24 protein-coding genes are annotated in these 23268 nt (G+C 57.6%); 8 read left to right on the top strand and 16 right to left on the bottom strand.

Translation table 11 applies throughout. From position 1 onward, the window contains the following. Positions 1 to 3 precede the first annotated feature (3 nt). The 4 genes from FIL88_RS08605 to thrS all read right to left on the bottom strand — a co-directional run bounded on the left by FIL88_RS08605 (position 4) and on the right by thrS (position 4414). Positions 4 to 789 carry an HvfC/BufC N-terminal domain-containing protein gene (locus FIL88_RS08605; protein ID WP_142853332.1) on the bottom strand — a complete coding sequence of 262 codons (786 nt, stop codon included), beginning with the start codon at positions 787 to 789 and terminating at the stop codon, positions 4 to 6. Then, entirely contained in the window at positions 786 to 1664 is an 879-nt protein-coding gene (gene bufB, locus FIL88_RS08600; RefSeq protein ID WP_142853331.1) for an MNIO family bufferin maturase, read from the bottom strand. The genes FIL88_RS08605 and bufB overlap by 4 nt, the downstream gene beginning before the upstream one ends. Before the next feature lie 95 nt (positions 1665 to 1759). Continuing rightward, positions 1760 to 2053, bottom strand: a complete 294-nt coding sequence (locus tag FIL88_RS08595; RefSeq protein ID WP_142853330.1) for a BufA1 family periplasmic bufferin-type metallophore — start codon at positions 2051 to 2053, stop codon at positions 1760 to 1762. Positions 2054 to 2467: 414 nt separating this feature from the next. Further along, positions 2468 to 4414, bottom strand: coding sequence for a threonine--tRNA ligase (thrS, locus tag FIL88_RS08590; protein ID WP_142853329.1), 1947 nt, complete (start codon positions 4412 to 4414; stop codon positions 2468 to 2470). A 160-nt stretch (positions 4415 to 4574) separates the two neighbouring features. Between thrS and FIL88_RS08585 the strand changes: the two genes are divergently transcribed. From FIL88_RS08585 to FIL88_RS08570, 4 genes are all read left to right on the top strand, one after another. Continuing rightward, positions 4575 to 5243, top strand: coding sequence for a DNA-3-methyladenine glycosylase I (locus tag FIL88_RS08585; RefSeq protein WP_142853328.1), 669 nt, complete (start codon positions 4575 to 4577; stop codon positions 5241 to 5243). A gap of 13 nt (positions 5244 to 5256) precedes the next feature. Continuing rightward, positions 5257 to 6006: an alpha/beta fold hydrolase gene (locus FIL88_RS08580; RefSeq protein ID WP_246066652.1), complete on the top strand. Its 750-nt coding sequence runs from the start codon at positions 5257 to 5259 to the stop codon at positions 6004 to 6006. Next, positions 6003 to 6971, top strand: a complete 969-nt coding sequence (locus FIL88_RS08575) for an alpha/beta hydrolase (RefSeq protein ID WP_185960886.1) — start codon at positions 6003 to 6005, stop codon at positions 6969 to 6971. Before FIL88_RS08580 ends, FIL88_RS08575 begins: the two co-directional genes overlap by 4 nt. 66 nt (positions 6972 to 7037) lie before the next feature. Continuing rightward, positions 7038 to 7763: an alpha/beta fold hydrolase gene (locus FIL88_RS08570; RefSeq protein WP_142853325.1), complete on the top strand. Its 726-nt coding sequence runs from the start codon at positions 7038 to 7040 to the stop codon at positions 7761 to 7763. Between the two features lie 79 nt (positions 7764 to 7842). Here the strand turns inward: FIL88_RS08570 and phaZ are convergent, their stop codons facing one another. After that, positions 7843 to 9144 (bottom strand): polyhydroxyalkanoate depolymerase, encoded by a 1302-nt coding sequence (gene phaZ / locus FIL88_RS08565; protein ID WP_142853324.1) that lies wholly within the window; start codon positions 9142 to 9144, stop codon positions 7843 to 7845. A gap of 111 nt (positions 9145 to 9255) precedes the next feature. Between phaZ and FIL88_RS08560 the strand changes: the two genes are divergently transcribed. From FIL88_RS08560 to phaR, 3 genes are all read left to right on the top strand, one after another. Next, positions 9256 to 11061: a PHA/PHB synthase family protein gene (locus FIL88_RS08560; RefSeq protein ID WP_142853323.1), complete on the top strand. Its 1806-nt coding sequence runs from the start codon at positions 9256 to 9258 to the stop codon at positions 11059 to 11061. A gap of 151 nt (positions 11062 to 11212) precedes the next feature. Beyond that, complete coding sequence (locus FIL88_RS08555) at positions 11213 to 11656, top strand: Phasin (protein ID WP_142853322.1); 444 nt, start codon at positions 11213 to 11215, stop codon at positions 11654 to 11656. 173 nt (positions 11657 to 11829) lie between these two features. Beyond that, entirely contained in the window at positions 11830 to 12399 is a 570-nt protein-coding gene (phaR, locus tag FIL88_RS08550) for a polyhydroxyalkanoate synthesis repressor PhaR (protein WP_142853321.1), read from the top strand. A gap of 75 nt (positions 12400 to 12474) precedes the next feature. Here the strand turns inward: phaR and lexA are convergent, their stop codons facing one another. From lexA to FIL88_RS08520, 6 genes are all read right to left on the bottom strand, one after another. Then, positions 12475 to 13173: a transcriptional repressor LexA gene (lexA, locus tag FIL88_RS08545; protein WP_142853320.1), complete on the bottom strand. Its 699-nt coding sequence runs from the start codon at positions 13171 to 13173 to the stop codon at positions 12475 to 12477. 161 nt (positions 13174 to 13334) lie between these two features. Next, on the bottom strand, positions 13335 to 14507 hold the full coding sequence (locus tag FIL88_RS08540) for a molybdopterin molybdotransferase MoeA (protein ID WP_142853319.1): 1173 nt from the start codon (positions 14505 to 14507) through the stop codon (positions 13335 to 13337). Further along, positions 14507 to 15034, bottom strand: coding sequence for a cyclic pyranopterin monophosphate synthase MoaC (moaC, locus tag FIL88_RS08535; protein ID WP_142853318.1), 528 nt, complete (start codon positions 15032 to 15034; stop codon positions 14507 to 14509). The genes FIL88_RS08540 and moaC overlap by 1 nt, the downstream gene beginning before the upstream one ends. Then, positions 14985 to 15785 carry an indole-3-glycerol phosphate synthase TrpC gene (gene trpC, locus FIL88_RS08530; protein ID WP_142853317.1) on the bottom strand — a complete coding sequence of 267 codons (801 nt, stop codon included), beginning with the start codon at positions 15783 to 15785 and terminating at the stop codon, positions 14985 to 14987. Before trpC ends, moaC begins: the two co-directional genes overlap by 50 nt. A gap of 135 nt (positions 15786 to 15920) precedes the next feature. Continuing rightward, positions 15921 to 16937: an anthranilate phosphoribosyltransferase gene (gene trpD, locus FIL88_RS08525; protein WP_142853316.1), complete on the bottom strand. Its 1017-nt coding sequence runs from the start codon at positions 16935 to 16937 to the stop codon at positions 15921 to 15923. After that, a complete protein-coding gene (locus FIL88_RS08520) occupies positions 16934 to 17530 on the bottom strand; it encodes an anthranilate synthase component II (protein WP_142853315.1) in 597 nt (198 codons plus the stop codon). Before FIL88_RS08520 ends, trpD begins: the two co-directional genes overlap by 4 nt. A 129-nt stretch (positions 17531 to 17659) precedes the next feature. Here FIL88_RS08520 and FIL88_RS08515 point away from each other — a divergent pair, with 129 nt between their 5' ends. Beyond that, on the top strand, positions 17660 to 19306 hold the full coding sequence (locus FIL88_RS08515) for a divergent polysaccharide deacetylase family protein (protein ID WP_142853314.1): 1647 nt from the start codon (positions 17660 to 17662) through the stop codon (positions 19304 to 19306). On the opposite strand, the gene FIL88_RS08510 is transcribed toward FIL88_RS08515, so the two are convergent. From FIL88_RS08510 to FIL88_RS08490, 5 genes are all read right to left on the bottom strand, one after another. After that, positions 19307 to 19732: a cupin domain-containing protein gene (locus tag FIL88_RS08510; RefSeq protein WP_142853313.1), complete on the bottom strand. Its 426-nt coding sequence runs from the start codon at positions 19730 to 19732 to the stop codon at positions 19307 to 19309. Then, on the bottom strand, positions 19729 to 20247 hold the full coding sequence (locus FIL88_RS08505; protein ID WP_142853312.1) for a hypothetical protein: 519 nt from the start codon (positions 20245 to 20247) through the stop codon (positions 19729 to 19731). Before FIL88_RS08505 ends, FIL88_RS08510 begins: the two co-directional genes overlap by 4 nt. 209 nt (positions 20248 to 20456) lie before the next feature. Further along, the gene (eno, locus tag FIL88_RS08500; RefSeq protein ID WP_142853311.1) at positions 20457 to 21731 is read right to left on the bottom strand and encodes a phosphopyruvate hydratase; all 1275 of its coding nucleotides are present in this window, start codon (positions 21729 to 21731) and stop codon (positions 20457 to 20459) included. 83 nt (positions 21732 to 21814) lie between these two features. After that, on the bottom strand, positions 21815 to 22687 hold the full coding sequence (locus tag FIL88_RS08495) for a DMT family transporter (protein ID WP_142853310.1): 873 nt from the start codon (positions 22685 to 22687) through the stop codon (positions 21815 to 21817). A gap of 106 nt (positions 22688 to 22793) precedes the next feature. Then, positions 22794 to 23213 (bottom strand): Fur family transcriptional regulator, encoded by a 420-nt coding sequence (locus FIL88_RS08490; protein ID WP_142853309.1) that lies wholly within the window; start codon positions 23211 to 23213, stop codon positions 22794 to 22796. Positions 23214 to 23268: the final 55 nt, after the last annotated feature.

Below are 23268 nucleotides of genomic sequence, written 5' to 3'. Positions count from 1 at the left end.
TCATTATTTCCGGTCTATGCCGGTTATAGCCTGTGCCGCGATCAAGATCGTTAACGTGGCCGCCAAATCGAAATCCGGGGTGTTCGACGTGGCCAGCCCCAGCGAGGTGCCGAAGCTGCGGCGCTTCAGAAGGGACGTGATGAATTCGGCCGCGCCGTCGGGCAGCAGATAGGTGCGCGGTTCGAACCCAATCCGCGAAATCAGAATATCCTCGGCGCCGACATTGGGTTGCGGGCCGTCGGCCATATTGAAGTCCCAGATCGACTTGGCTGGCCATTTGGCTTGCAATACTTCGCAGGCCGGGGCGAGGGTCAGATGCGCCTCCATCAGCTCGTGCTGATCCAGTTCGGTTAAAGCTGCCGGATCAATGGGATCTGCATCGCCCGCGTGATAAGCGCGGCGCAGGGCAAGCTCTAACCGGGCTACATCGGGCAGGTATTTCAAATGCAGCGTACCGGGGAAGCTTTCCAGAAAGCCGGGCAGGGCCGCGCCGTAATGCATCATGAGTTGCGATGTTGGCGGATGGATCCGCAGATAGACCTTCGCCATCTCGCGAAAGAACTCGTCACCCAGCAGCTTGGCCAAAACCGGGAAGCCGGTCAGCATCGCTTCAGACAGACTGTGCACTACATTGTTGCGATAGACCGAGAAGCGTTTTGATGCCTGCTGGCCATCGGGATTGACCAACCCTTCGGGCACGTCGGCCTGCGCGTTCAGGATCGCGGTGCGGAACGCGCTTTGCGAGACGGTCGTGCGCGATGGTGTCTTGATGAGCGAGCTTTGGGTCATGCTGACACCCGTTGGGCTTGATCTGCGATGACGTGCTCCATCTGTGCGATGGCACGGGCTGCTTCGTTTTCCAACTCGTCCCATTCTGGCACGTCATTATCCCATTCGATCAGGGCCGGGCGCGCGCCAGTGCGGGCGATGACGTGGTCAAACAGGGCCCAGACAGGCTCGTCCACCGGTTTGCCATGGCTGTCGATCAACAGCTTGCGGCCCAGCTCGTCTGCGTCTTCGTCATGTCCGGCAAGGTGGATTTCCTCGACCAGTTCCAACGGGTAGGCATCCAGATAGTCCAGCGCCTTGAATTCGAGATTGGTGGCCGAGATGAACACGTTATTCACGTCCAGAAGCAGGCCACACCCGGTGCGGCGGGCAACCTCGCGGATGAAGTCAGGTTCGGACCACGTGGACTCGGAAAAGGCCAGATATGAGGACGGGTTTTCCAAAAGCATCTTGCGGCCCAGCAGATCCTGTACCTCGTTAATATGCGAGGTGACGCGGGTCAGCGTCTCGTTTGTATAGGGCAGGGGAAGCAGGTCGTTCAGAAACGCGCTGTCATGGGTCGACCATGCCAGATGTTCTGAAAAACTGGCCGGGTTCAGCCAATCAACCAGCTTTTTCAGTCGGGCCAGATGTTCTGGGTCCAGCCGGCTTTCGCCACCGATTGAAGCACCCACGCCATGAACCGAGATCGGGAAGTGCTCGGCCAGATGGCGAAGCTGTGCGATCTGGCGTCCACCGTCGCTCATATAGTTCTCGGCGTGAATTTCCAGCCAGGTGACGGCACCGGGTGCATGCAGAAGGTCTTGGAAATGCTGCGGTTTATATCCAACGCCAGCGCCATCGGGAAGCGTTGTATTGTTGCGTTGATCCAGCATGTCAAAGCCCTTCGTGTTCATGTCTTAAGTGTGCTTTGGCCAATTGAATTTGGCCAAAGCAGTGTTCTTGGGACTGTTCAGCTTATCCTTGAGGATTAGCTGGGCAGGTTCATTTCGGTCGCTTCCAGCGAACCCATGTGCTTTTTGCCGTCTGCATCGGTGATTTCCATGGTTTCGCAGGTGCCAGCCGGAACCAGTTTCCATGCGTTGCCCTGATAGTCGACGGTCGACGAGCCGGCGCAGGTGGTACCGGGACCAGCTGCACAGTCATTCTGGCCGGCCAGCGAAACGCCGAAGCACTTTTCGTTGTCTTCAGCAAAAGCAGGAGCAGCGTTAGCAGCAACAGCAGCGGTGACGGCGCCCAGGATGGCTACAGTTTTTTTCGACATCGTATTTCCTTTCGGGTTTGTAATTCGATCCACCGTTTGGCGGTAAGGAAAAGCTAAGCGGGGAACTGGGCCGTCTCCACTCACGAAAACGTAGATCACGGTCCTGTCATGTCAGCGCGAGCAGATTATAACGTGGGCGTGAGGTTTCGGTCGGATGGGAAAATTGCGCAGGGTCAGTAAAACTTGGATTTCCGTAAGGTTATCCCATGGCGTGGTGTGATGGATTGTAACGAAATTCTCCGCCTCGGCGATCACATCTTTCAAGGAAAGCCGGGCGAAATTCTGTAATGTTACAGTTTTCTGGGGGGCAGCACAGGGGGGCTCACGTCTTTCGTGAGCCATTGTAACAGCGGATCACACAAAAAAGCGCCCTCTGACCGGGTCAAAGGGCGCTTTCGTTTGGGTGTTGGGCGCTTAGGCCAGATCAGGAGCAGTCGCTTCCTTGGCCAGACCCGTGGCAACCTCGTCCAGTGGCAGCACTTTCGAGTGCTTTTCACCCAGACGACGCATTGACACGGTGCCCTCTTCGACCTCGTTCATGCCAACAGCCAGAATGACCGGTACTTTGCCGACCGAGTGTTCGCGGACCTTATAGTTGATCTTCTCGTTTCGGATGTCGGCCTCTGCCCGGATGCCTTGTGCTTTCAGGGTCTCGACGACCTTGTGCACATAATCATCCGCATCCGACACGATCGAGGCCACAACCACCTGACGCGGAGCCAACCAGAAGGGCAGCTTGCCTGCGTGTTCTTCGATCAGAATGCCGATAAACCGTTCGAACGAACCCAGCGTCGCGCGGTGCAACATGACCGGGCGGTGCTTGGCGCCGTCTTCGCCGACATAGGTCGCGTCCAGACGTTCCGGCAGGAAGGGGTCCACCTGCAGCGTGCCACATTGCCAGTCGCGGCCGATGGCATCGGTCAGGGTGAATTCAAGCTTCGGTCCATAAAATGCCCCTTCACCCTCAAGGATCTCATATTCATAGCCCGCTGCATTACAGGCATCCCCAAGAGCCTTTTCCACGCGGTCCCAGCTTTCATCTTCACCGATGCGCTTTTCCGGGCGGGTCGACAGCTTGATGGTCCAGTTGTGGAAGCCCAGATCTGCATAGACCTTGGACAGGAATTCGATGAAACGTGCGGTTTCGTCGGTGATCTGATCCTCGGTACAGAAGATGTGCCCGTCATCCTGTGTAAACCCGCGTACCCGCATGATCCCGTGCAGAGCCCCCGACGGTTCATAGCGCGCACATGATCCGAACTCGGCCATGCGCAAGGGCAGGTCGCGATAGGATTTGAGACCCTGATTGAACACCTGTACGTGGCAGGGGCAGTTCATAGGCTTCAGCGCGTTCACGGCCTTTTCGCGTGCGTGATCTTCGTCCACCTCAACGATGAACATGTTTTCTTGATACTTGTCCCAGTGACCCGACGCGATCCACAGTTTGCGGTCTACTACTTGCGGGGTGTTCACCTCGACATAGCCGCCCTTGCGTTGCTGGCGGCGCATATAGTCCTGCAGCTCGGTATAAATGGTCCAGCCGTTCGGGTGCCAGAACACCTGACCGGGGGCCTCTTCCTGCATGTGGAACAGGTTCATTTCCTTGCCCAGCTTGCGGTGGTCGCGCTTGGCGGCCTCTTCCAACATGTGCAGGTGTTTCTTCAACCCGTCCTTGTTCTGGAAGGCCACGCCATAGATACGCTGCAGCATCGCGCGGTCGCTGTCGCCACGCCAATAGGCACCTGCCACGCTCATCAGTTTGAACGCGTCAGCGGGCAGTTGGCCCGTGTGCTGCAGGTGCGGACCACGGCAGAGATCCTGCCAATGCCCATGCCAATACATGCGCAGCGGCTCGTCGCCCGGAATGGCTTCGATCAGCTCGACCTTATAAGGTTCGTTGTTGGCCTCGTAGAATTTCACCGCACGGTCACGTTCCCAGATTTCGGTCGTGACCGGATCGCGCTTGTTGATGATCTCTTTCATCTTGGCTTCGATCGCGCCCAGATCTTCGGGCGTGAACGGTTCTTCCCGGTCGAAGTCATAATACCAGCCATTGTCGATGACCGGGCCGATGGTGACTTTGACGTCCGGCCAGATCTCTTGCACGGCACGTGCCATCACGTGGGCAAAGTCGTGGCGGATCAATTCCAGTGCCTGATCGGCGTCTTTCATCGTGTGGATCGCGATGTCCGCATCATCAGTGATCGGCCATTGCAGGTCCCAGTGGGACCCATTTACTGTGGCGGAGATAGCCTTCTTGGCCAGCGAGTTGGAAATGCTGGCAGCGACGTCGGCAGGGGTGACGCCTGCGTCGTACGCGCGCGCATTGCCATCGGGGAATGTAAGGGAAATCTGGCTCATTGGCCTAGCTCCTCGTCGTTTTGGCGCCCACGGAACGCCCGGTTGCGGGTTATGTGTGGGCGTGTTTTTACGCGCATGCGTTGCGAAGTCAACGCCTGCCTTTGGAAAATCGGCTTGCATTCACGAAGGCCGGGGGCAAGATGCGGGGCAGGAGGATCCAATGCAAAAATTTGACGACATTCTCATGATGGCGGTCGAGCGCAAAGGCTCTTTCGGGGCGGTATTGGGCGACATCGACGCACCGAAATCCGCAGACGAGTTGGCGGCGCTGGATGACAGCGCCTGGCTGGCGTGTTTCGCTAAAGGAATTTTTCAAGCAGGGTTGGCCTGGCAAGTTATCGTCAACAAATGGGACGGGATTGAAGACGCTTTCTTCGGCTTTGATGTTGGTCGCTGTGCATTGATGTCTGACGATTGGTTTGACCAGCTTCTTGGCGATACCCGCGTCATTCGCAGCGCGCCGAAAATTCGGTCGATTCAAGAGAACGCTGTTTTCATTCAATCAGTCGCCGCCGAGGCTGGCAGTTTTGGACGGAAGATCGGGGAATGGCCAGCAGAAGACTATTTTGGGCTTTTGGATTGGTTGAAAGCGAATGGCGCGCGGCTGGGTGGAAATACCGGCGCATATGCATTGCGCATGATGGGGCGCGATGGATTTATGATGACACGGGATGTGGTGGCACGGTTGGTTGCGGAAGGCGTGATCGATAAAGCCCCAACATCAAAAGCCGCCAAGGCCGCAGTTCAGGATGCATTCAACACTTGGCACGAAGAAAGCGGGCGCAGCTTCACAGAAATCTCGCGCGTTTTGGCATATAGTATCGACTAAGAGGGATAGAGGATTGACCGCATATCTGGACACGGCGCAGGGGCGTCGCATTGCTTATGTGAAGACCGAAGGGCAGGGGCCGACGATCTTGTTCCTGTCCGGCCTGAAATCGGACATGGAAGGCACCAAGGCCGTCGCGCTTAAGGCATGGGCGAAAGAGCAGGGCCGGGCGTTTGTGCGCTTTGACTATTCCGGTCACGGTGTCAGTTCGGGGGACTTCATCGACGGTTCTATTGGCGACTGGCACGAAGACACGCTGGAAGTGATGGATAAACTGATCGAGGGGCCAATTCTGGTGGTCGGCAGCTCGATGGGCGGCTGGCAGTCGCTTTTGCTGTCACGTGCGCGGCCAGAGCGGATCATGGGGCTTGTCACCATCGCCGCCGCGCCAGACTTTACCGAGGACGGGTATTGGGCCGGGTTCACGGATGACCAGAAGGCTGAGTTGGAACGCGAAGGGGCCGTGTCGATCCCGTCCGACTATGACGAGGATTACATCATCACCAAACGTTTGATCGAGGATGGTCGCGATCAACTGGTGCTGCGCTCGCCTTTGCGCTTGGATATGCCGGTGCGCTTTTTGCAAGGAACCGAAGATACCGCCGTTCCGACATCGCAGGCTGTGAAATTGCTGGAGCATGTCGAAGGCGATGACATCCGTCTGATTCTTGTGAAAGGGGCGGATCATCGGTTCTCGGATGATGAATGCCTGCGCACGATCCAGAAAATGGTGAAGGTCGTTCTGACCCGAGGTGCAGCATGAGGGGGGCGTTGCGCGCCGCAATGGGCGTATCCGCAGTCGTTGCAGCCCTGTTTGTCATCGGCCCGTACGAGCCAGTTGATCTGGAGGTTCAGTTTGATGCCTCTGCCGTCGGCCCGGATCCTGAAGTCTATCTGGCACGGCGGGAAGCCGTGTTTGATGACCTGATCGAGGGCACCGAGAAACAGATCATCTGGGCGGGTGAAGTGGGGCGGAAGACGCCTTTGTCTGTTGTCTATATCCACGGTTTCTCGGCGACCCATCAGGAAATCAGCCCCGTCCAACACCGCGTGGCCGAGGGGCTGGGGGCGAACCTTTATAATGCACGTCTGGCCGGGCATGGTCGAAGCGCCGAAGCGATGGACGGCCCAACTGTCAATGACTGGATGATCGACTTTGCTGAAGCGATGGCAATCGGCCGTGCCCTAGGGGACGAGGTGCTGATCGTTGCGACATCGACCGGCGGGACGATTGCAGCGCTGGGGATGTTTGACAAATCGGCCTCGGAAGGGGTGAAGGGGATCACCTTCATGTCGCCCAATTTTGGGATCAACCACGCTGCCGCGCCGCTTTTAACCTTCCCAGCAGCACGTTACTGGGTGCCTGTTGTAACCGGTGCGACCCGTGGGTTTACCCCGATGAACGACGCGCAAGCGCAGTTCTGGACCGAAAGCTATCCCACCACTGCCTTGATGCCGATGGCAGCGATGGTGAAGGTGGCGGAAAATTCGGGCTATGGGATCGTGGACGTGCCCGCGCTGTTTATCTATGCCAAGGAAGATCAGGTTGTATCGGCAAAGGCGACGGAAAAGGTCGCCGCTGATTGGGGTGGGATCGTGCATCGCCATGTGGTCACGCCGGCACCTGGCCTTGACGCTTCCGCGCATGTGTTGGCCGGGGATATCGTCAGCCCAGATGGCACAGATCCCACGGTTGCCAAAATTCTGGACTGGGCGCGCGGGTTATAACTTGCGCCCATTCGGGTCAGCGACCACAGTTCTGCCAACGAAGATAAAAAAACAGACGAGGCAGGCATGAAGGAACCCTTGGTTCTGATCCCCGGAATGATGTGCGATGCACGGGTTTTCGGCCCACAAATCAATGATTTATCACGCGATCACACCGTGATCGTGGCTGCTCCAACGCAAGGCGACACTGTGCGCGAGATGGCGTCGCTGTTGCTGGATCAATTGCCCACACGCTTTGCGCTGGCGGGGCTTAGCCTTGGTGGCATCGTCGCGATGGAGATGGCACGACGTGCACCTGATCGGGTGAACCGGCTGGCGTTGATTTCGACTACTCCGCTGTCAGATACGCCCGCACAGGCCGGTTGGCGTGAGCCTCAGATCGTGCGCGCCATTGCCGGTCGACTGGACGAAGCGATGGCAGATGCGTTTTCACCGAATTGCCTTGCCCCAACCGAGCAACGGTCAGAGATCATGGATCTGGTGTATCAAATGGCGCGGGATTTGGGGCCAGAGTTGTTTGTCCGGCAGGCCCGCGCACTTCAGCGCCGGTCAGACGCGCAGCGCGCACTTCAGCGATTGAAAATTCCAACGATGGTTATGTGTGGGGCGCATGACACGCTGACCCCGCCTAAGCGGCATGAAACCATGTCAGAGCTTATCCAAGATGCCGAATTGGTGATCCTGCCCGAGGCCGGCCACCTGCCCACACTGGAAATGCCGGAACATGTGAATATCGGTCTCCGCGCATGGATGGGATTGCCGTTGCAGCTGCGAGAGCGTGCCATCGCCTAACCCCGATGGTCCACCCCCCTTCCAAGAACAAAAAAACGCGCCACATCGGGCGCGTCTTTTTGTATCGAAGGTTTTCGTATTAGCTGACCGCTTTGATCTTAACTGGCTTCTTCTTGGACGCTTTTTTCTTGGCGGCTTGGGCGGCATGCCGCCCAGCGTTCTGATCAATGAACTCCAACACAAGCGGGCGGATATTGTTACGCCAGCTTTTGCCCGCGAAAATCCCGTAATGGCCTGCGCCTTCCTCAAGATGGCTGGCCTTTTTGTCGTCGGATAGGCCGGTCAACATGTCCAGTGCGGCGACACATTGGCCCGGCGCACTGATGTCATCGTTGGACCCTTCAACGGTTTTGACCGCAACATCTGTGATCTTTCCAATATCGATCTTGTGACCATCGACAACAAATTGGTTCTTCGCGATCTCGCCATTTTTGAAGATGCGTTCGACGGTGGACAGATAGAATTCGGCGGTCATATCCATCACGGCAAGATATTCGTCATAGAACCGGTTGTGTTTGTCATGGTCCGACGCTTCACCCTTAGCGGCGCGCATTACCTGGTCGGCAAATGCTTTCGAGTGCGTTTCGGCATTCATCGACATGAAACCCGCGAGTTGCAGAAGGCCAGGGTAAACCAAACGGCCTGCGCCAGCATATTTGAAACCAACACGCTGGATTGCTGTCTCTTCCAGTTGCCCCATCGTTACGCGGTGGCCAAAGTCGGTCACGTCAGTGGCCGCAGCATCTGGGTCAATCGGGCCCCCGATAAGGGTCATCGTTTGGGGCTGCGCCTCGGGGTCAATCTCGGCCAGATAGGCCGTGGCAGCCAGTGTCAGCGGGGCAGGCTGGCAAACCGCAACGATGTTGACGTCTGGACCAAGGTGTCGCATGAAATCAACAAGATAGAGGGTGTAATCCTCGACGTCGAACTTGCCTTTGCTGACCGGAATATCACGGGCATTGTGCCAGTCGGTCACATAAACTTCAGCGTCGGGAAGAAGGCTTGCAACGGTAGAGCGCAGCAAGGTTGCATAGTGGCCTGACATCGGCGCAACCAGCATCACGCGGCGGGCCTTTTCCGGGCGACCTAGAACATTGAATTTGATCAGGTCACCGAAGGGGCGTTCAACCAGTTTTTCAATCTCAACCATGTGGTCGCGGCCATCTTCGGCCACCACGCTGGTAATGCCCCAGTCGGGCTTTACAATCATGCGGTGAAAGCTGCGTTCCGTCACTTCACCCCACGCGGCCATCATCTGGAAAATCGGGCTGGGGAACAAGGATGTTGCGGGGTAAGACCCCATCGCAGCCGCCGTCGCACCAAGCCACTGATTCGTGTTTCGGATGGTCTCCATCAGGTCGTAGGTCGCCATGTAACGCATGTGCTGCCCCTCAATTAGGCTTTGCTTTTTCGTTTCTGCATTCGCATAGTCATAAACATATGCGGTTTTTGATATGCTGCAACAGCGAAAGGATAGGGGGGAAATCATTTCATGACAACAGATCAAAAGGAAAGTTCGACGTCAGAGGCGCTGGAAGCAAGCGAACTGGGCGCGAATCTCGCCAAGATAGAAGCGTTGTCTGCCCGCCTTGGCGAAATCATGTCACACCGCAAACCCGTCCGATCCAGCCTGCAAGGGCCGGGGCAGGAATTTTATCTAAAAGCGGCCAGTTCCATGTGGTCGGATATGATGGCGAACCCCGCGAAAATGATCGAACAGCAGGCGGCCTTTTGGGGTAAGACACTGGAACACGCGGTCGAAGCACAGTCTGCTCTGATGGCTGGCGATTTCAATGCGCCCGAAGATCACTCCCCCAAGGATCGCCGCTTTACCAACCCCCTTTGGCAAACCCATCCCTATTTCAACTATCTGAAGCGGCAATATCAAATCACATCGGGCGCAATGGCCGAGGCAATGGATGGTGTCGAGGGGCTGGATGCCGAGGAACGTAAGCGGCTGGATTTCTTTACCCAGCAGATGATCGACATGATGAGCCCGACCAATTTTCTGGGCACCAATCCCGACGCGATGGAACGCGCCATCGAAACCAACGGGCAGTCGCTGGTGGATGGGCTTGAAAACCTCGTGTCGGATCTGGAAGCCAATGATGGTGAACTTCTGGTAAAGCTCGTAGATGAAAGCGCGTTCGAGGTGGGTAGCAACATCGCCACCACGCCGGGCGAGGTGGTCTTCCGCAACCGTATGATCGAGTTGATTCAATACGCCCCAACCACGGAAAAAGTGCACGCGCGGCCGCTGATCATTTTCCCACCATGGATCAATAAATTCTACATTATGGATCTGAAGGCACAGAACAGTCTGATCAAATGGATCGTCGATCAGGGCTATACACTGTTTGTCGTCAGCTGGGTGAACCCAGATGAATCCTATCGCGATGTGGGGTTGGGGGACTATGTGGAAGACGGCTATATGGCTGCGATCCGCGAGGTGAAAGACATCACCGGCCAGCAGAAAGTGAACGTGGTTGGCTATTGCATCGCGGGCACCACGCTGTCCCTGACGTTGGCATTGATGAAGAAGCGTGGGGACAAGTCTATTAACTCGGCCACATTCTTTACCACGCTCACCGATTTTTCGGATCAGGGCGAGGTCGGCGTGTTTCTGGATGACGATTTTGTCGATGGAATTGAAGAAGAGGTCACGGAACGCGGCTATTTGGATAGCTTCTTCATGTCGCGCACCTTTTCTTATTTGCGGCCGAATGACCTGATCTATGGTCCGGCGATCAACAGTTACATGTTGGGAAAGACCCCACCAGCATTTGATTTGCTCTATTGGAATGGTGACAGCACCAATCTGCCTGCCAAAATGACGGTGGAGTATTTGCGCGGGCTGTGCGTGGGCAACGAATTCGCAGAAGATGGGTTCGAGTTGCTGGGCGAAACGCTGTCACTGCCAGATGTAGATACGCCGATCTGCGCCATCGCCTGCGAGACGGACCATATCGCGGCGTGGAAATCATCATACGCTGGGATGCGGCAGATGTCCGGCAAGGACAAGACCTTTATCCTGTCTGAAAGCGGCCATATCGCGGGCATTGTAAACCCGCCGACAAAGAAGAAATACGGCCACTATACCAACGACGACTGGCCTGACAGTCCCGAGGATTGGCATGCCGCTGCCAGCTTCCATGAGGGATCGTGGTGGGGGCGTTGGGACAAATGGCTGGCAAAAAAGTCGGGCAAAAAGGTGGATGCGCGCCAGCCCGGTGATTCGTCCCATAAGTCGCTGGCGCCTGCGCCCGGTACATATGTCATTGCAAAATCGCGCGATTAGGCGGTCATAAGGGTTTGGAAGCAAACAACTTAAAAGTGTTACATGCTGCAGTGCAGAAAAAGCTTGAATTGCTGCGCTGCAGCATCCATATTGGGTGCAGAAACAAAACAGCGCATCCTCCCAGCGCTCCCGATACTCTAGGAGTAATACGATGACTAAGACCCAAGATTTTACCAAGATGTTCCAGGACATGATGGCCAACTTCCCTGTGGACATGTCGGTTGCCCAAGACGCTTTCAAAAACCAAGCTGCTATGGGCGAGAAAATGACCAAAGTTGCTTTGCAAGCTGCTGACAAATCGGCCGAGATCTCGACCAAATGGACCAAAGAAACTTTGGCCAAAATGGGCGACGTTGCTGCTGCCAAAGAAGACGCCGCTGACTACACCAAAGCCATGACCGACTTCGCTTCGGCTCAGGCTGAGCTGGCCGCCGAGAACATGGCTGCTTTTGCCGAAGTTGCAAAAAAAGTTCAGGCTGAAACCGTTGAACTGATGATGGCTGCTGGCAAAGAACTGGGCGAAGAAGCTCAGGCTGCCGTCAAGAAAGCCACCGACGAAGTGTCGAAAGCCACCAAGAAGGCAACTGCCAAATAAGCAGGAAATTCTGCCGGAGCTTTCCTCCCCCCGGCAATTCCTGAAAGGACGGGTCAATGGCCCGTCCTTTTCCGTTTGGGCATGTTGTGTTGAATTTGAGCAAAACTCTTGCCTTTGTGCCCGGCGCTGTTAGGCTTTTGCAGTGCAGAAAGGAAAATCTGCGGGGAGGTAATATGAACAAGTCTCAGGACGCGCTGCTGATCAAGCGATATGCAAGTCGGCGGCTCTATAATACGGAGACGTCCGATTACGTCACCTTGGACGACATTGCGGGGTTCATCCGCGATGGGCGTGAGGTGCAGATCATTGACCTGAAATCGGGTGATGATCTGACGCGACAGTATCTGCTGCAAATCATTGCAGAACATGAAAGCCGGGGCGAGAATGTCTTGCCCGTGGATGTACTGACAGATCTGGTTCGGTCCTACACAACGCAAGCCCAAAGCGTCGTTCCACAGTTTCTGGCGGCCAGCTTTGAAATGCTGCGCGATGGTCAGTCGCAGATGATGGAAAACTTTGGCACGATGGGCAATCCGATGGCGAAAATGCCCGGGTTCGAAGCCATGCAGGCGCAGCAAGAGGCCTTTATGAAGGCCATGATGGGTGGCTTTTCTGGATCTTCCGGTCCGGGGCAGGACAGTGATGCGAATGAAGCCTCGGATAAATCTGGTGACACGGACGAATTGGACAAGATCAAAAAACAGTTGACCGAACTTCAGTCGCAATTGTCTAAGCTCAGTTAAGGTCCAATGCGTAAAGCGACATAAAAAGCCCGGCACAATGGCCGGGCTTTCTTCGTTCTGTGGCTGTGATAGGGATCAATACGTGCGGATAAGCCCGACCAGCTTGCCCTGCACTTTCACCTGACCTTCCGGCAGAAGGCGGGTCTCATAGGCAGGGTTTGCAGCTTCAAGCGCAATCATGTCGCCGTTCTTGCGAAAACGTTTCAGGGTCGCTTCATACCCATCAACCTGTGCCACGACGATGTCGCCATTATCGGCTTGGTTGGTTTCGCGGATCACCACAACGTCGCCATTGTTGATCCCGGCGTCGACCATTGAATCCCCTTTAACCTCAAGCGCATAGTGGCGGCCACCAGCCCCCAACATCGCACCAGGCACTGATACGTGCTGTGCACCATCGGTGATTGCTTCGATCGGAGTACCCGCGGCGATACGGCCCAGAAGGGGCAGTTCGTTCACGCCAAGCGCCTCCAATGGCAATGCACTGGAGGGGGTGCTTTCGGGACGCCCGCCTTCGACCACGCGGGGTTCAAACCCTGCGCGCCCGCCAGTGTCCATGGTTTCGGGCAGCTTGACGATCTCGATCGCGCGGGCCCGGTGCGCCAGACGACGGATAAAGCCACGTTCTTCCAAGGCGGTGATCAGGCGGTGAATGCCGGATTTCGAACGAAGGTCCAGCGCCTCTTTCATCTCGTCAAAAGATGGGGATACCCCGTCCTTCTGCATCCGCTTGTGGATAAATTCCAGAAGTTCCAACTGCTTGCGGGTCAGCATCTGCGTTCCTCCATCCTCGTTCACTTGGGGGAAGTCAGCCGCCAGACCTGTCGTATGCAGCCTTCTTCCGTGGCTCTTTTAGCAGAGCGTTCAAGGGATGTTCTACGCATGTTCTTGATTTGTGTCAACAGTTGCGCCCGAAGCCGCCAAAGCATGCACCGTCAGATTTGAAGATAGGCGATTTCATCGCCGGCGCTGCGGGCAGGGTCCGACGCAGGGCGGATGGCAAGTGCGTTGGCTTGGGCCAATACCGACAGCAGCGCGCTGTCCTGACTGTCAAAGATGGTGATCTGATCGCCATCCACTCGGGCGCGCATATAGTGTTCACGCTGGCCATTCTGGGCTGCATCATGCGCCAAACGCGCAGTCTTGCGCGGTGCGGCACTGGCGCCAAGTCCCAACATGGCGCGCAGGGCAGGGATCAGAAAGACGTGGCCGCATACCATCGAGGATACGGGATTGCCCGGCAACCCAATCATAGCTTCATCACCCATCCGTCCCGCCATCAAGGGCTTTCCGGGGCGCATCAGGACCTTATAGAAGCTTTGATCCATGCCCAATTCGGCGGCAACATCGGCAACGATGTCGTGATCGCCGACCGAAGCCCCGCCGATTGTGACGATCAGATCTGCATCTGTTGCCAGTTCGAACGCCGTGCGCAGACTGTCCGCATTGTCGCGTGCGATGGGCAGCATGCGGGCGTGGCCTCCGTTCGCGTCGATCAGGGCTTTCAGACCGAAGCTGTTCGAGGCAATGATTTGATCCGGGCCGGGGGCCTCGCCGGGCATGACCAGTTCGTCCCCAGTGGCCAGAAGCGCCACCACGGGTTTGCGGGTGACGGTCAAGTTGGGCACGTTCATCGCAGCAGCAAGTGCCAGATCGGCAGGTGTCAGGACGCGAGGGGCGGGGATCGTGTCGCCGGGTTTGAAATCGGCCCCGGCCGGGCGCACATGCGGGCCTTTGTCCAGCTTACGGGCCAGCGTGATCAGGTTGCCTTTGCGGTCGGTATCTTCCTGAATAATCACACGGTTTGTGCCCTCGGGAAGGGGCGCTCCGGTGAAGATACGCACGCATTCACCCGGGCCGACGCGGCCGTCAAACCCATGACCGGCTGCGCTTTCACCGATGACGCGGAACATGGCTTCGGGATCAGCCTCGACCCCGTTCAGCGCGTAGCCGTCCATCGCAGAGGCGGCAAATGGTGGCTGCATCCGTGTGGCGATGACAGGTGCTGCCAGCACGCGTCCGGCAGCCTCGGCCAAGCGGACATTTTCGGTGCCCAGAGGCCCGACCAGCTTGAAAATCGCGTCTAAAGCCTCGGTCACGGTAATCATCAGTCTGCCTCGTAAGTTCCCGATTTCCCGCCTTCTTTTCGCAGAAGGCGAATGCCCGTGATTTCCATGCCCTTTTCGGCCGCTTTCAGCATGTCATAGACGGTCAGGCAGGCGGTTGAGACAGCGGTCAGCGCTTCCATTTCCACGCCTGTTTGCCCGCCGGTTTTGACAGTTGCGGCGATGCGTATACCGGGCAGATCGGGTTGCGGCTCAAGTTCCAATGCAACTTTGGTGATTGGCAGCGGATGGCACAGTGGGATCAGGTCCGAGGTCTTCTTGGCCCCCATAATGCCCGCCAGACGCGCAATGCCCAGAACGTCGCCTTTCTTGGCGGTGCCTGACGTGACCAGCGCGAGTGTCTGGGGCGTCATGCGCACAAACCCTTCGGCCAGCGCGACGCGATCCGTCACAGCCTTGCCCGAGACATCGACCATGTGGGCCTGTCCGTCGGCGTCGAAGTGGGTCAGGGGGGGGGCGTCATGCGGGCACCGGGTTGGCCAGAAGGGCGCGGGTTGCGGCCTCGACATCATCCTGACGCATCAGGCTTTCGCCAATCAGGAATGACCGCGCACCATGTGTGGCCATATCGGCCAGATCTTGCGGCGTGAACAGGCCACTTTCGCAGACCAGATGGCGTTCCTTCCCGGCCAGTTTTGACAGGCGGCGGGTGGTGTCCAGTGTGGTCTCGAAGGTCTTCAGGTTGCGGTTATTGACGCCCAAAAGCGGTGATTTCAGGATCGTCGCGCGGTCCAGCTCTTCCTCGTCATGCACCTCGACCAGCACATCCATGCCCCAGGAAAAAGCCGCATCTTCAAGCTCTTGCGCCTGCGAGTCTTCAACCGAAGCCATGATGATTAAGATGCAGTCAGCGCCCAAGGCACGCGCCTCGGCGACCTGATAGGTATCATACATGAAATCCTTGCGCAGCGCGGGCAGCGACACGGCAGAGCGGGCAGCCACAAGGAATTCGTCTGCGCCTTGGAATGACGGTGCGTCGGTCAGGACAGACAGGCAAGATGCACCGCCGGCCTCATAGGCGGTTGCGATCTCGGGCGGGTTAAAGTCTTCGCGGATCAAGCCTTTGGACGGGCTGGCTTTTTTGACCTCAGCGATCATGCCATAGCCGTTTTCGGCGTCTTTCATTAGGGAAGTCGCGAAGCCACGGGTGGGGCTTGCGTCACGGGCGGCGGCCTCGACCTCGGACAGGGGGCAGGCGGCTTTGCACGCGGCCACATGTTCGAGTTTGTAGGCTTTGATTTTATCCAGAACGGTGCTCATGCGCTGGTTCTAGCGCGAGCAGGGGGCGGATGGAAGTGGAACTTGTTTCTTGGTGGAAGTCGACCGCGAGGGCGCGAAACGCGCCGCCCATGGGGGCGGTCGGCGCGTGACCGGTCTGGCGACCGGCCATAGTGCTTATGTCGCCGAAGTCAGCGCGGCCAATGCTTCGATCTTCGCTTTCGCAGCGCCACTATCGATGCTTTCCGCAGCGATTTCGACGCCAGATTTCAAGTCACTCACCTTGTCGGCCACGACCAAGGCCGCGGCGGCGTTGAACAGAACCGCGTCGCGATAAGCCGAGGCATCCCCGTCGAGCAGGGCGCGGAATGCGACGGCGTTTTCTGCGGGTTCTCCGCCCAGAATGGACGCCAGAGGGTGCACGGGCAGCCCTGCATCTTCTGGGTGGATCTCGCGGGCATGGATCTTGCCGCCTTCCAGCGCCGCGACCGAGGTCGCCCCGGTGATCGAGATCTCGTCCATCCCGTCCGCACCGTGGACCAGCCACGCCTTTTCCGATCCCAGCGCTTGCAGGGTCTCGGCCATCGGGAAGATCAGGTCGGCCGCGAAGGCGCCAGTCAACTGACGTTTGGCACCAGCGGGGTTTGTCAGCGGGCCGAGGATGTTGAAGATGGTCTTACAGCCCATTTCCTGACGGACGGGCATGACGTGTTTCATTGCGGGGTGGTGCATCGGGGCCATCATGAAGCCGATGCCGACCTCGTTGATGGCGCGTTCGGCCACATCCGCGCCGACCATCACGTTCACGCCCATTTCTGTCAACGCATCCGCTGCGCCGGATTTCGACGACAGATTACGGTTGCCGTGTTTGGCGACCGTGACGCCTGCGCCCGCCACAACAAAGGCCGTCGCGGTCGAGATATTCAGTGTGCCCATCCCGTCGCCGCCTGTGCCCACGATGTCCATCGCCCCTTCCGGCGCGTTCACCTTGGCGCATTTTGCGCGCATGACGGCAGCTGCGGCTGAATATTCGGCAACGCTTTCCCCACGTGCCCGCATTGCGGCCAGAAGCGCGCCAATCTGGGCAGGGGTGGCGCGACCTTCAAACAGTTCCTCGAACGCAGCCTCGGCTTGGGCGCGTGACAGCGGGCCTTCCGTGGCGGCGTAGATCAGAGGTTTCATCGCGTCGCTCATGCCGGCACCCCCACATTTTTCTGAACTGTCTTCTTCAGGAAGTTTTCCAGCATCGCATGGCCGTGTTCAGACCGGATGCTTTCGGGGTGGAACTGAACGCCTTCGATCTCAAGTTCCTTATGGCGCAGGCCCATGATCAAGCCATTGTCCAGCTCTGCCGTGATGTCCAGACAGTCGGGCAGGGTGGCGCGATCTACCACCAACGAGTGATAGCGCGTTGCCTGAAGGGGCGAGGGCAGGCCTGCGAAGACACCTTTGCCTTCGTGGCGGACCGAGCCCATCTTGCCATGCACGATTTCAGATGCGCGGATCACATCACCGCCGAATGCTTTGCCAATCGTTTGATGACCTAGGCAGACGCCAAGAAGCGGGACGCCAGCCTCGGCCGCAGCCATGGTCAAAGGCAGGCAAATGCCTGCCTGAGCCGGGTCACACGGGCCGGGGGACAACACGATTCCGTCGGCGCCCATTCCCATTGCTTCCTGCACATCCAGCGCGTCGTTGCGGCGGACGACCACATCGGCCCCAAGCTCGCCAAGGTAATGGACGAGGTTGTAGGTAAAGCTGTCATAGTTATCGATCAGCAGGATCATGTCGCGGCCTTTCGCCAAAGTTGTGTCTGAAGGGGTTACGTTATGTCCCTGTCCGGCTATACATGATCCAAGCAAGCGCCGAGGGTCAAGAGCGGCGCAGGATCAATCGAGTATTTGGGGGTAATAGCCATGGCAAAAGGCTTCCTGACAGGTGTTATTTGTGGCGGTGTGGTGTCGGCAGCTGGAATAGGGCTGGTATCACCGATGTTGCCCCCTGTGAAAACGGATGCGGCCCCCGTTGTGACTGAACCAATAACTGAGCATACGCCGGTTCAAAGCGAAGGTGGTACTGCACAGGCGCCAAATGATGATGTTGCTGTGGATGCGCAATCGGCAGAGCCGGAAGTCGAGGCCGATCCTGTCGTTGAGGCGCCTGCTCCAGAGCCGGTCGATGCTGATTCATCAGTGGATGAGAACACCTTGGATACGCCTGCTGAACAGCCGGAGACCGAGGGCGAAGAGGCATCAGATGCAGGCGATGTGATTGTGCCTGATGCGCCTGAAGTAATCTCGGAACCCGAGATCGAAACCGCTGCCGAAGCTTCCATGGCCGATGACGTGGCTCAGGCTCAGCCGGATGTGATTGTTGAGGTCGATGAGCCGGTCGTAGAGGTGGGTGAGGTTGCTGCCGATGCGCCAATCGAAGAGGTGCAGATCCCAGAAGAGCCCGCTGTGGCGGTAGAGCCTGAAATCGCTCCTGTTATCAAGGACGAGGCCATTGTCGCCGATGCAATTATCCCGGCGACTCCTGCCGAAATCCCTGCCGTTGAAGCCGAGATTGTCGAACTGGAAATCCCCGCCGAAGATACACCGGTTGCCGAGGTTCCGGTTTTGGATGCGCAGCCCGAGGCGTCCCCGGACGAAGATGTGCTGGCTGAAGTCACGCCTGAACCTACGCCACAAACGTTGCCTTCGGTCACTGACCCCGAGGTATCGTCGGACCTACGCGCTGGGTTGGGAACGTCGGTTGGGCCTCTGGCAGACAAAGCGCTCGACGTCACGAAGAACCGGTTGCCCAGCATTGGCGACGGTGAACAGGATCAGGGCCTGAACACTACAGCCGCAGGGTTGGAAGCTGTCCTGCCGGATCTATCGGATTCGCCTTTGGCCATCGAACGTAACGCCGTCCCGGCGCCGGGTATTGAAGGGCGGCCGTTGATGGCGATTGTTCTGGCCGATATGGGACCCGAGCGCACGCAGCTGGACAGCCTTGCGCAGTTTCCGTTTCCGGTCAGTGTCATCGTAGATGTGAACGCGCCAGATTTGGATGCCGCTATTCAATTCTATCGTCAGGCCGGGGCTGAGATTGTTATTCAGGCGGATCTGCCGCCCGGGGCCACGCCAACGGATGCCGAGGTGAATCTGCAGGTCCAGCAACCTGTTCTGGATCAAGGAGTTGCCGTCTATATGCCCCCCAATAGCGGGTTCCAGACCAATGCGCCTCTGTCGCGTCAGATCTCGGAAATACTGATCGCATCCGGGCATGGGCTGATCTCGCAGGCCGAGGGGCTAAATACCGGCCACAAAAATGCGCTGAAAATCGGAGTGCCAGCTGGATTGGTCTTTCGCGAACTGGATGGTGGTAAGCAGAACAACGACGTGATCCGCCGGTTTCTAGACAATGCCGCCTTCAAGGCGGATCAGCAGGTAGGTGTGATCCTGATGGGGCGCGCAGCTCCGCAGACGCTTGGTGCGTTGGTCGAATGGAGCCTCGGCAGTCGTATCAGCTCGGTCGCGATGGTGCCCGTGTCAGCGGTGCTGTTGGGCGGGTCGTAATCAACTGCGCGCAATGTCAAAGCCGGGCGGGGCAAGGGTGAAGCCCTCGAACTGAAAGCCCGGCGAGACAATGCAGCTTACCAGCGTGTATTCGCCGGTCGTGCGCGCCGCCTGCCAATGGTGCTTGGGCACGATGATCTGGGGTGATTGCCCATCCGCAAAATCCGGACCGAGTATGTGGTCCGCTATGGGCCCCCCGTCTGTTTCCGACAACGACAAGACCAATGGTGCGCCCGCGTGGAAAAGCCAAATTTCGGTTGCGTCAACCATGTGCCAATGGCTGCGCTCTCCTTCTTTCAATAGAAAGTAAATGCACGTTCCGGTCGGGCGCCCGTTGCTGTCTGAATCCACCCAGGTTTGACGATAATGCCCGCCCTCGGGATGCGGGGTAAGACTCAGGTGAGCGATGATCTGATCAGGGGTCATGCCAGTTTCTTCATCATCGACAGGTCACAGGCCGTGGCATAGCCCATCGCACGTTTGACACCGGGCAGCAAAGCAGCACCGTTCATGGCAAAAGTTAACTCGATCAATCCGGCCTGCCCATATGCGCGTGCGATTGCGTCGCGTGCTTCGGGCAGGTCTGTGCGGTCCCGCACCACAGCATCTGTCAATGCGATGACATCCGCGATGGGCCCATCTCCATTACCCGACAAAACCCCTTTGATCCAAGGAGCCTCGCACCCGGCAGAAATGGCCAGATTGATCTCGGCCTCGACGCAGGTGCCGCAATCTGCGGCCAGCGCCCCTCGCAGGCGCGCGGCGTGATAGGCGTGGGGTGGAAGGTGCTTGCGTGGATCCAGAAAGCCGAACAACCTGTTGTATCGTGACAGCAGGCCAATACTGGTGTCAGCGATCGCATGGACATAGTCGAATTGAACCCCGACCCGACGCTCGGCCCGTCGGACGAGGTACTGTGCGATATTTTTGATAAGTGTCATGTCTTTACCTCTGTTCGCGCTTCATAGGCAGCATGGTAATATGGGTGTATTAGTTCAAGCACAGAGATGGTAGCTGTGACATATTGCGCATCTTTGATGCCATCCATTCCTAGTTCAGGGGTGACGGGGCTGGTGGAGTTATCATAACCGTGCACAACGAAAAAAGGCCGGGGGACCCCCGACCTTGATGTTTATATGTGGTGGTTGCCTTACTTCAGGATCGAGCGTCCTGCATATTCGGCGGTCGCGCCCAGGCTTTCCTCGATACGGATCAGTTGGTTGTATTTCGCCAACCGGTCCGAACGGGCCAGCGAGCCGGTTTTGATCTGGCCGCAGTTGGTGGCAACAGCAAGGTCTGCGATGGTGGCGTCCTCGGTCTCGCCCGAGCGGTGGGACATCACGTTGGTCATGCGTGCGCGGTGGGCCATGTCGACGGCCTTAAGCGTTTCCGACAGCGATCCGATTTGGTTCACTTTCACCAGCATCGAGTTCGCAGCGCCCTTTTCGATGCCCATGGCCAGACGGGCAGGGTTGGTCACGAACAGATCGTCACCCACCAGCTGAACCTTGTCGCCGATGGCGTTGGTCAGCGCGACCCAGCCGTCCCAATCGTCTTCGTCCATACCGTCTTCGATCGAGATGATCGGATAGTCGTCGCAAAGTGCTGCAAGATAGGCGGCGTTCTCTTCCGAGGTGAGCGATTTGCCTTCACCCGACAGAACGTATTTGCCGTCTTTGTAATACTCGGTCGCGGCGCAATCGAGCGCCAGATAGATGTCTTCGCCGGGCTTGTAGCCAGCTTTCTCGATCGAGCTCATGATGAAATCAAGCGCGTCGCGGGTCGACGCGATGTTGGGGGCAAAGCCGCCCTCGTCTCCGATGCCAGTCGACAGGCCAGCGGCCGTCAGTTCTTTCTTCAGGGTGTGGAACACTTCTGCGCCCATGCGCACGGCCTCGCGGATGTTTTCCGCAGCCACCGGCATGATCATGAATTCCTGAATGTCGATCGGGTTGTCGGCGTGCTCGCCGCCATTGATGATGTTCATCATAGGAACGGGCAGAACGCGGGCCGATGCGCCACCAACATAACGGTAAAGCGGAAGGGCCGAGGCATCAGCGGCGGCTTTGGCCACAGCCAGCGATACGCCCAGAATGGCGTTTGCACCCAGACGGGCTTTGTTCGGGGTGCCGTCCAGTTCGCACATTGCGGCGTCGATGGCTTCTTGTTCGGTTGCGTCAAAGCCGATCAGCAATTCAGCAATCTCGCCATTCACGGCTTCAACAGCCGCCAGAACGCCTTTGCCCAAGTAGCGCGCCTTGTCGCCGTCACGCTTTTCCACGGCTTCGTGGGCACCGGTCGATGCGCCCGAGGGCACAGCGGCGCGGCCCAAGGTGCCGTCTTCCAAAATGACGTCCACCTCGACGGTGGGGTTGCCGCGGCTGTCCAGAATTTCACGGGCGAGAATATCGATGATGGTGCTCATGTTAGCGCTCCCAATAAGAAGAAAACTTCAGTTAGGGCGTCTTTAGCGCGTTCAGCGCGGTACGACAACAGGGCAGGGGAATGTTAGCGCGCGCGTGTCTTTTGTTCCCGCCAGAACGTGTAAGCGCCTGTGCCGATGACGATGGTGGCACCGACATAGGTCCAGAAATCGGGACGTTCGGCGAAAACCAACATTCCAAGCGCCATCGAGAAGATCAGGCGCATATAGCGAAATGGCATGATGATCGAGGTTTCGGCGATCCGCATCGCCTGAACAATGGCGTAATATCCCGAGACGCCACAGATCACAGCGCCCAGCATATACGCCCATTCGATGCCCGACGGCATAACAAACGGATCGTTGATCGGGGCCAAAAGAAGACCAGCCGGGATGACTGCTGCAAAGCCATAGAAGGCCACGCTAAGCGACGGAATCGAGGGGTCCATCTGCCGGGTCAGCAGATCCCGTATGGCAATGGTAATCACGGCCCCCAAAGGCAGAAGGGCGGCCAGTTGGAACGTATCGCTGCCGGGGCGAATGATGACCAGAACGCCGATAAAACCAGCACCAATGGCGCTCCAACGACGCCAGCCGACATGTTCGCCCAGAAACAGCGCCGCCCCTGCGGTGATTGCAAGCGGGGTTGCCTGAAATACGGCGGCGACGGTCGACAGCGGCACCAATGACAAGGCGGTGATGAAGAACATGGCGGCGACGGCCTCGGAGGCGTTGCGCCACAACATAAGCGGCGAGCGCATGTCACGATGCACCAAGGGCGCAAGCGTGCCACGCTTCAGAAAGGTCAGGGTGGCAAAGGACACCATCCCGCCGATGCCCAGAAAAATCAGAACCTCGGACACGGGGATTCCGTGCGACATCGATTTGATGAACGCATCTTCTCCGGCGAAGACCGCCATCGAGAAAATCACAAAAACGATGCCGCGTATGTTTTGCATGTCCAATCCCGTCTGCGCAGTCAGGCGACAGAACCCGATTTGCGAAATCGCGGCAAGTGGGATTTCGCTGATGGGTCAGATCAAAAGATGTGATGGGTGTGTGTGTTTACCCGTCTTTCTTGCGCACACCATAAAGTTCCAGCCGGTGCCCCTTCAGATCATAGCCCAATTTGGCGGCAATCTTTTCTTGAAGTGCTTCAATTTCGGGATCCAGAAATTCGATCACCTCGCCGGTGCTTAAGTCGATCAGGTGGTCATGATGGTCCCGATCCGCGCTTTCATAGCGCGCGCGCCCATCACCAAACTCGTTCTTGACCAGAATGCCGGCCTCTTCGAACAGTTTTACAGTGCGATATACTGTCGCCAGTGAAATTCGGCTGTCGACGGCGGCGGCGCGGGCGTGCAGTTCTTCAACGTCCGGGTGGTCGTGATGGGCATCTTCCAGCACACGCGCAATTACGCGGCGCTGCTCGGTCATGCGCAGCCCCATATCTTCACAACGTTTTAAAATGGATGCGCCTGACATATGCCCCCCGGTTCTGAATTGCCCGCCCCCTTATGCCGCGAAAATTCGGGCAGGC

The organism is Aliiroseovarius halocynthiae (assembly GCF_007004645.1).
GTDB classification, from domain to species: domain Bacteria; phylum Pseudomonadota; class Alphaproteobacteria; order Rhodobacterales; family Rhodobacteraceae; genus Aliiroseovarius; species Aliiroseovarius halocynthiae.
Note: the sequence above shows the minus strand (reverse complement) of the source record. Positions and strands in the feature narration are given on the sequence as shown.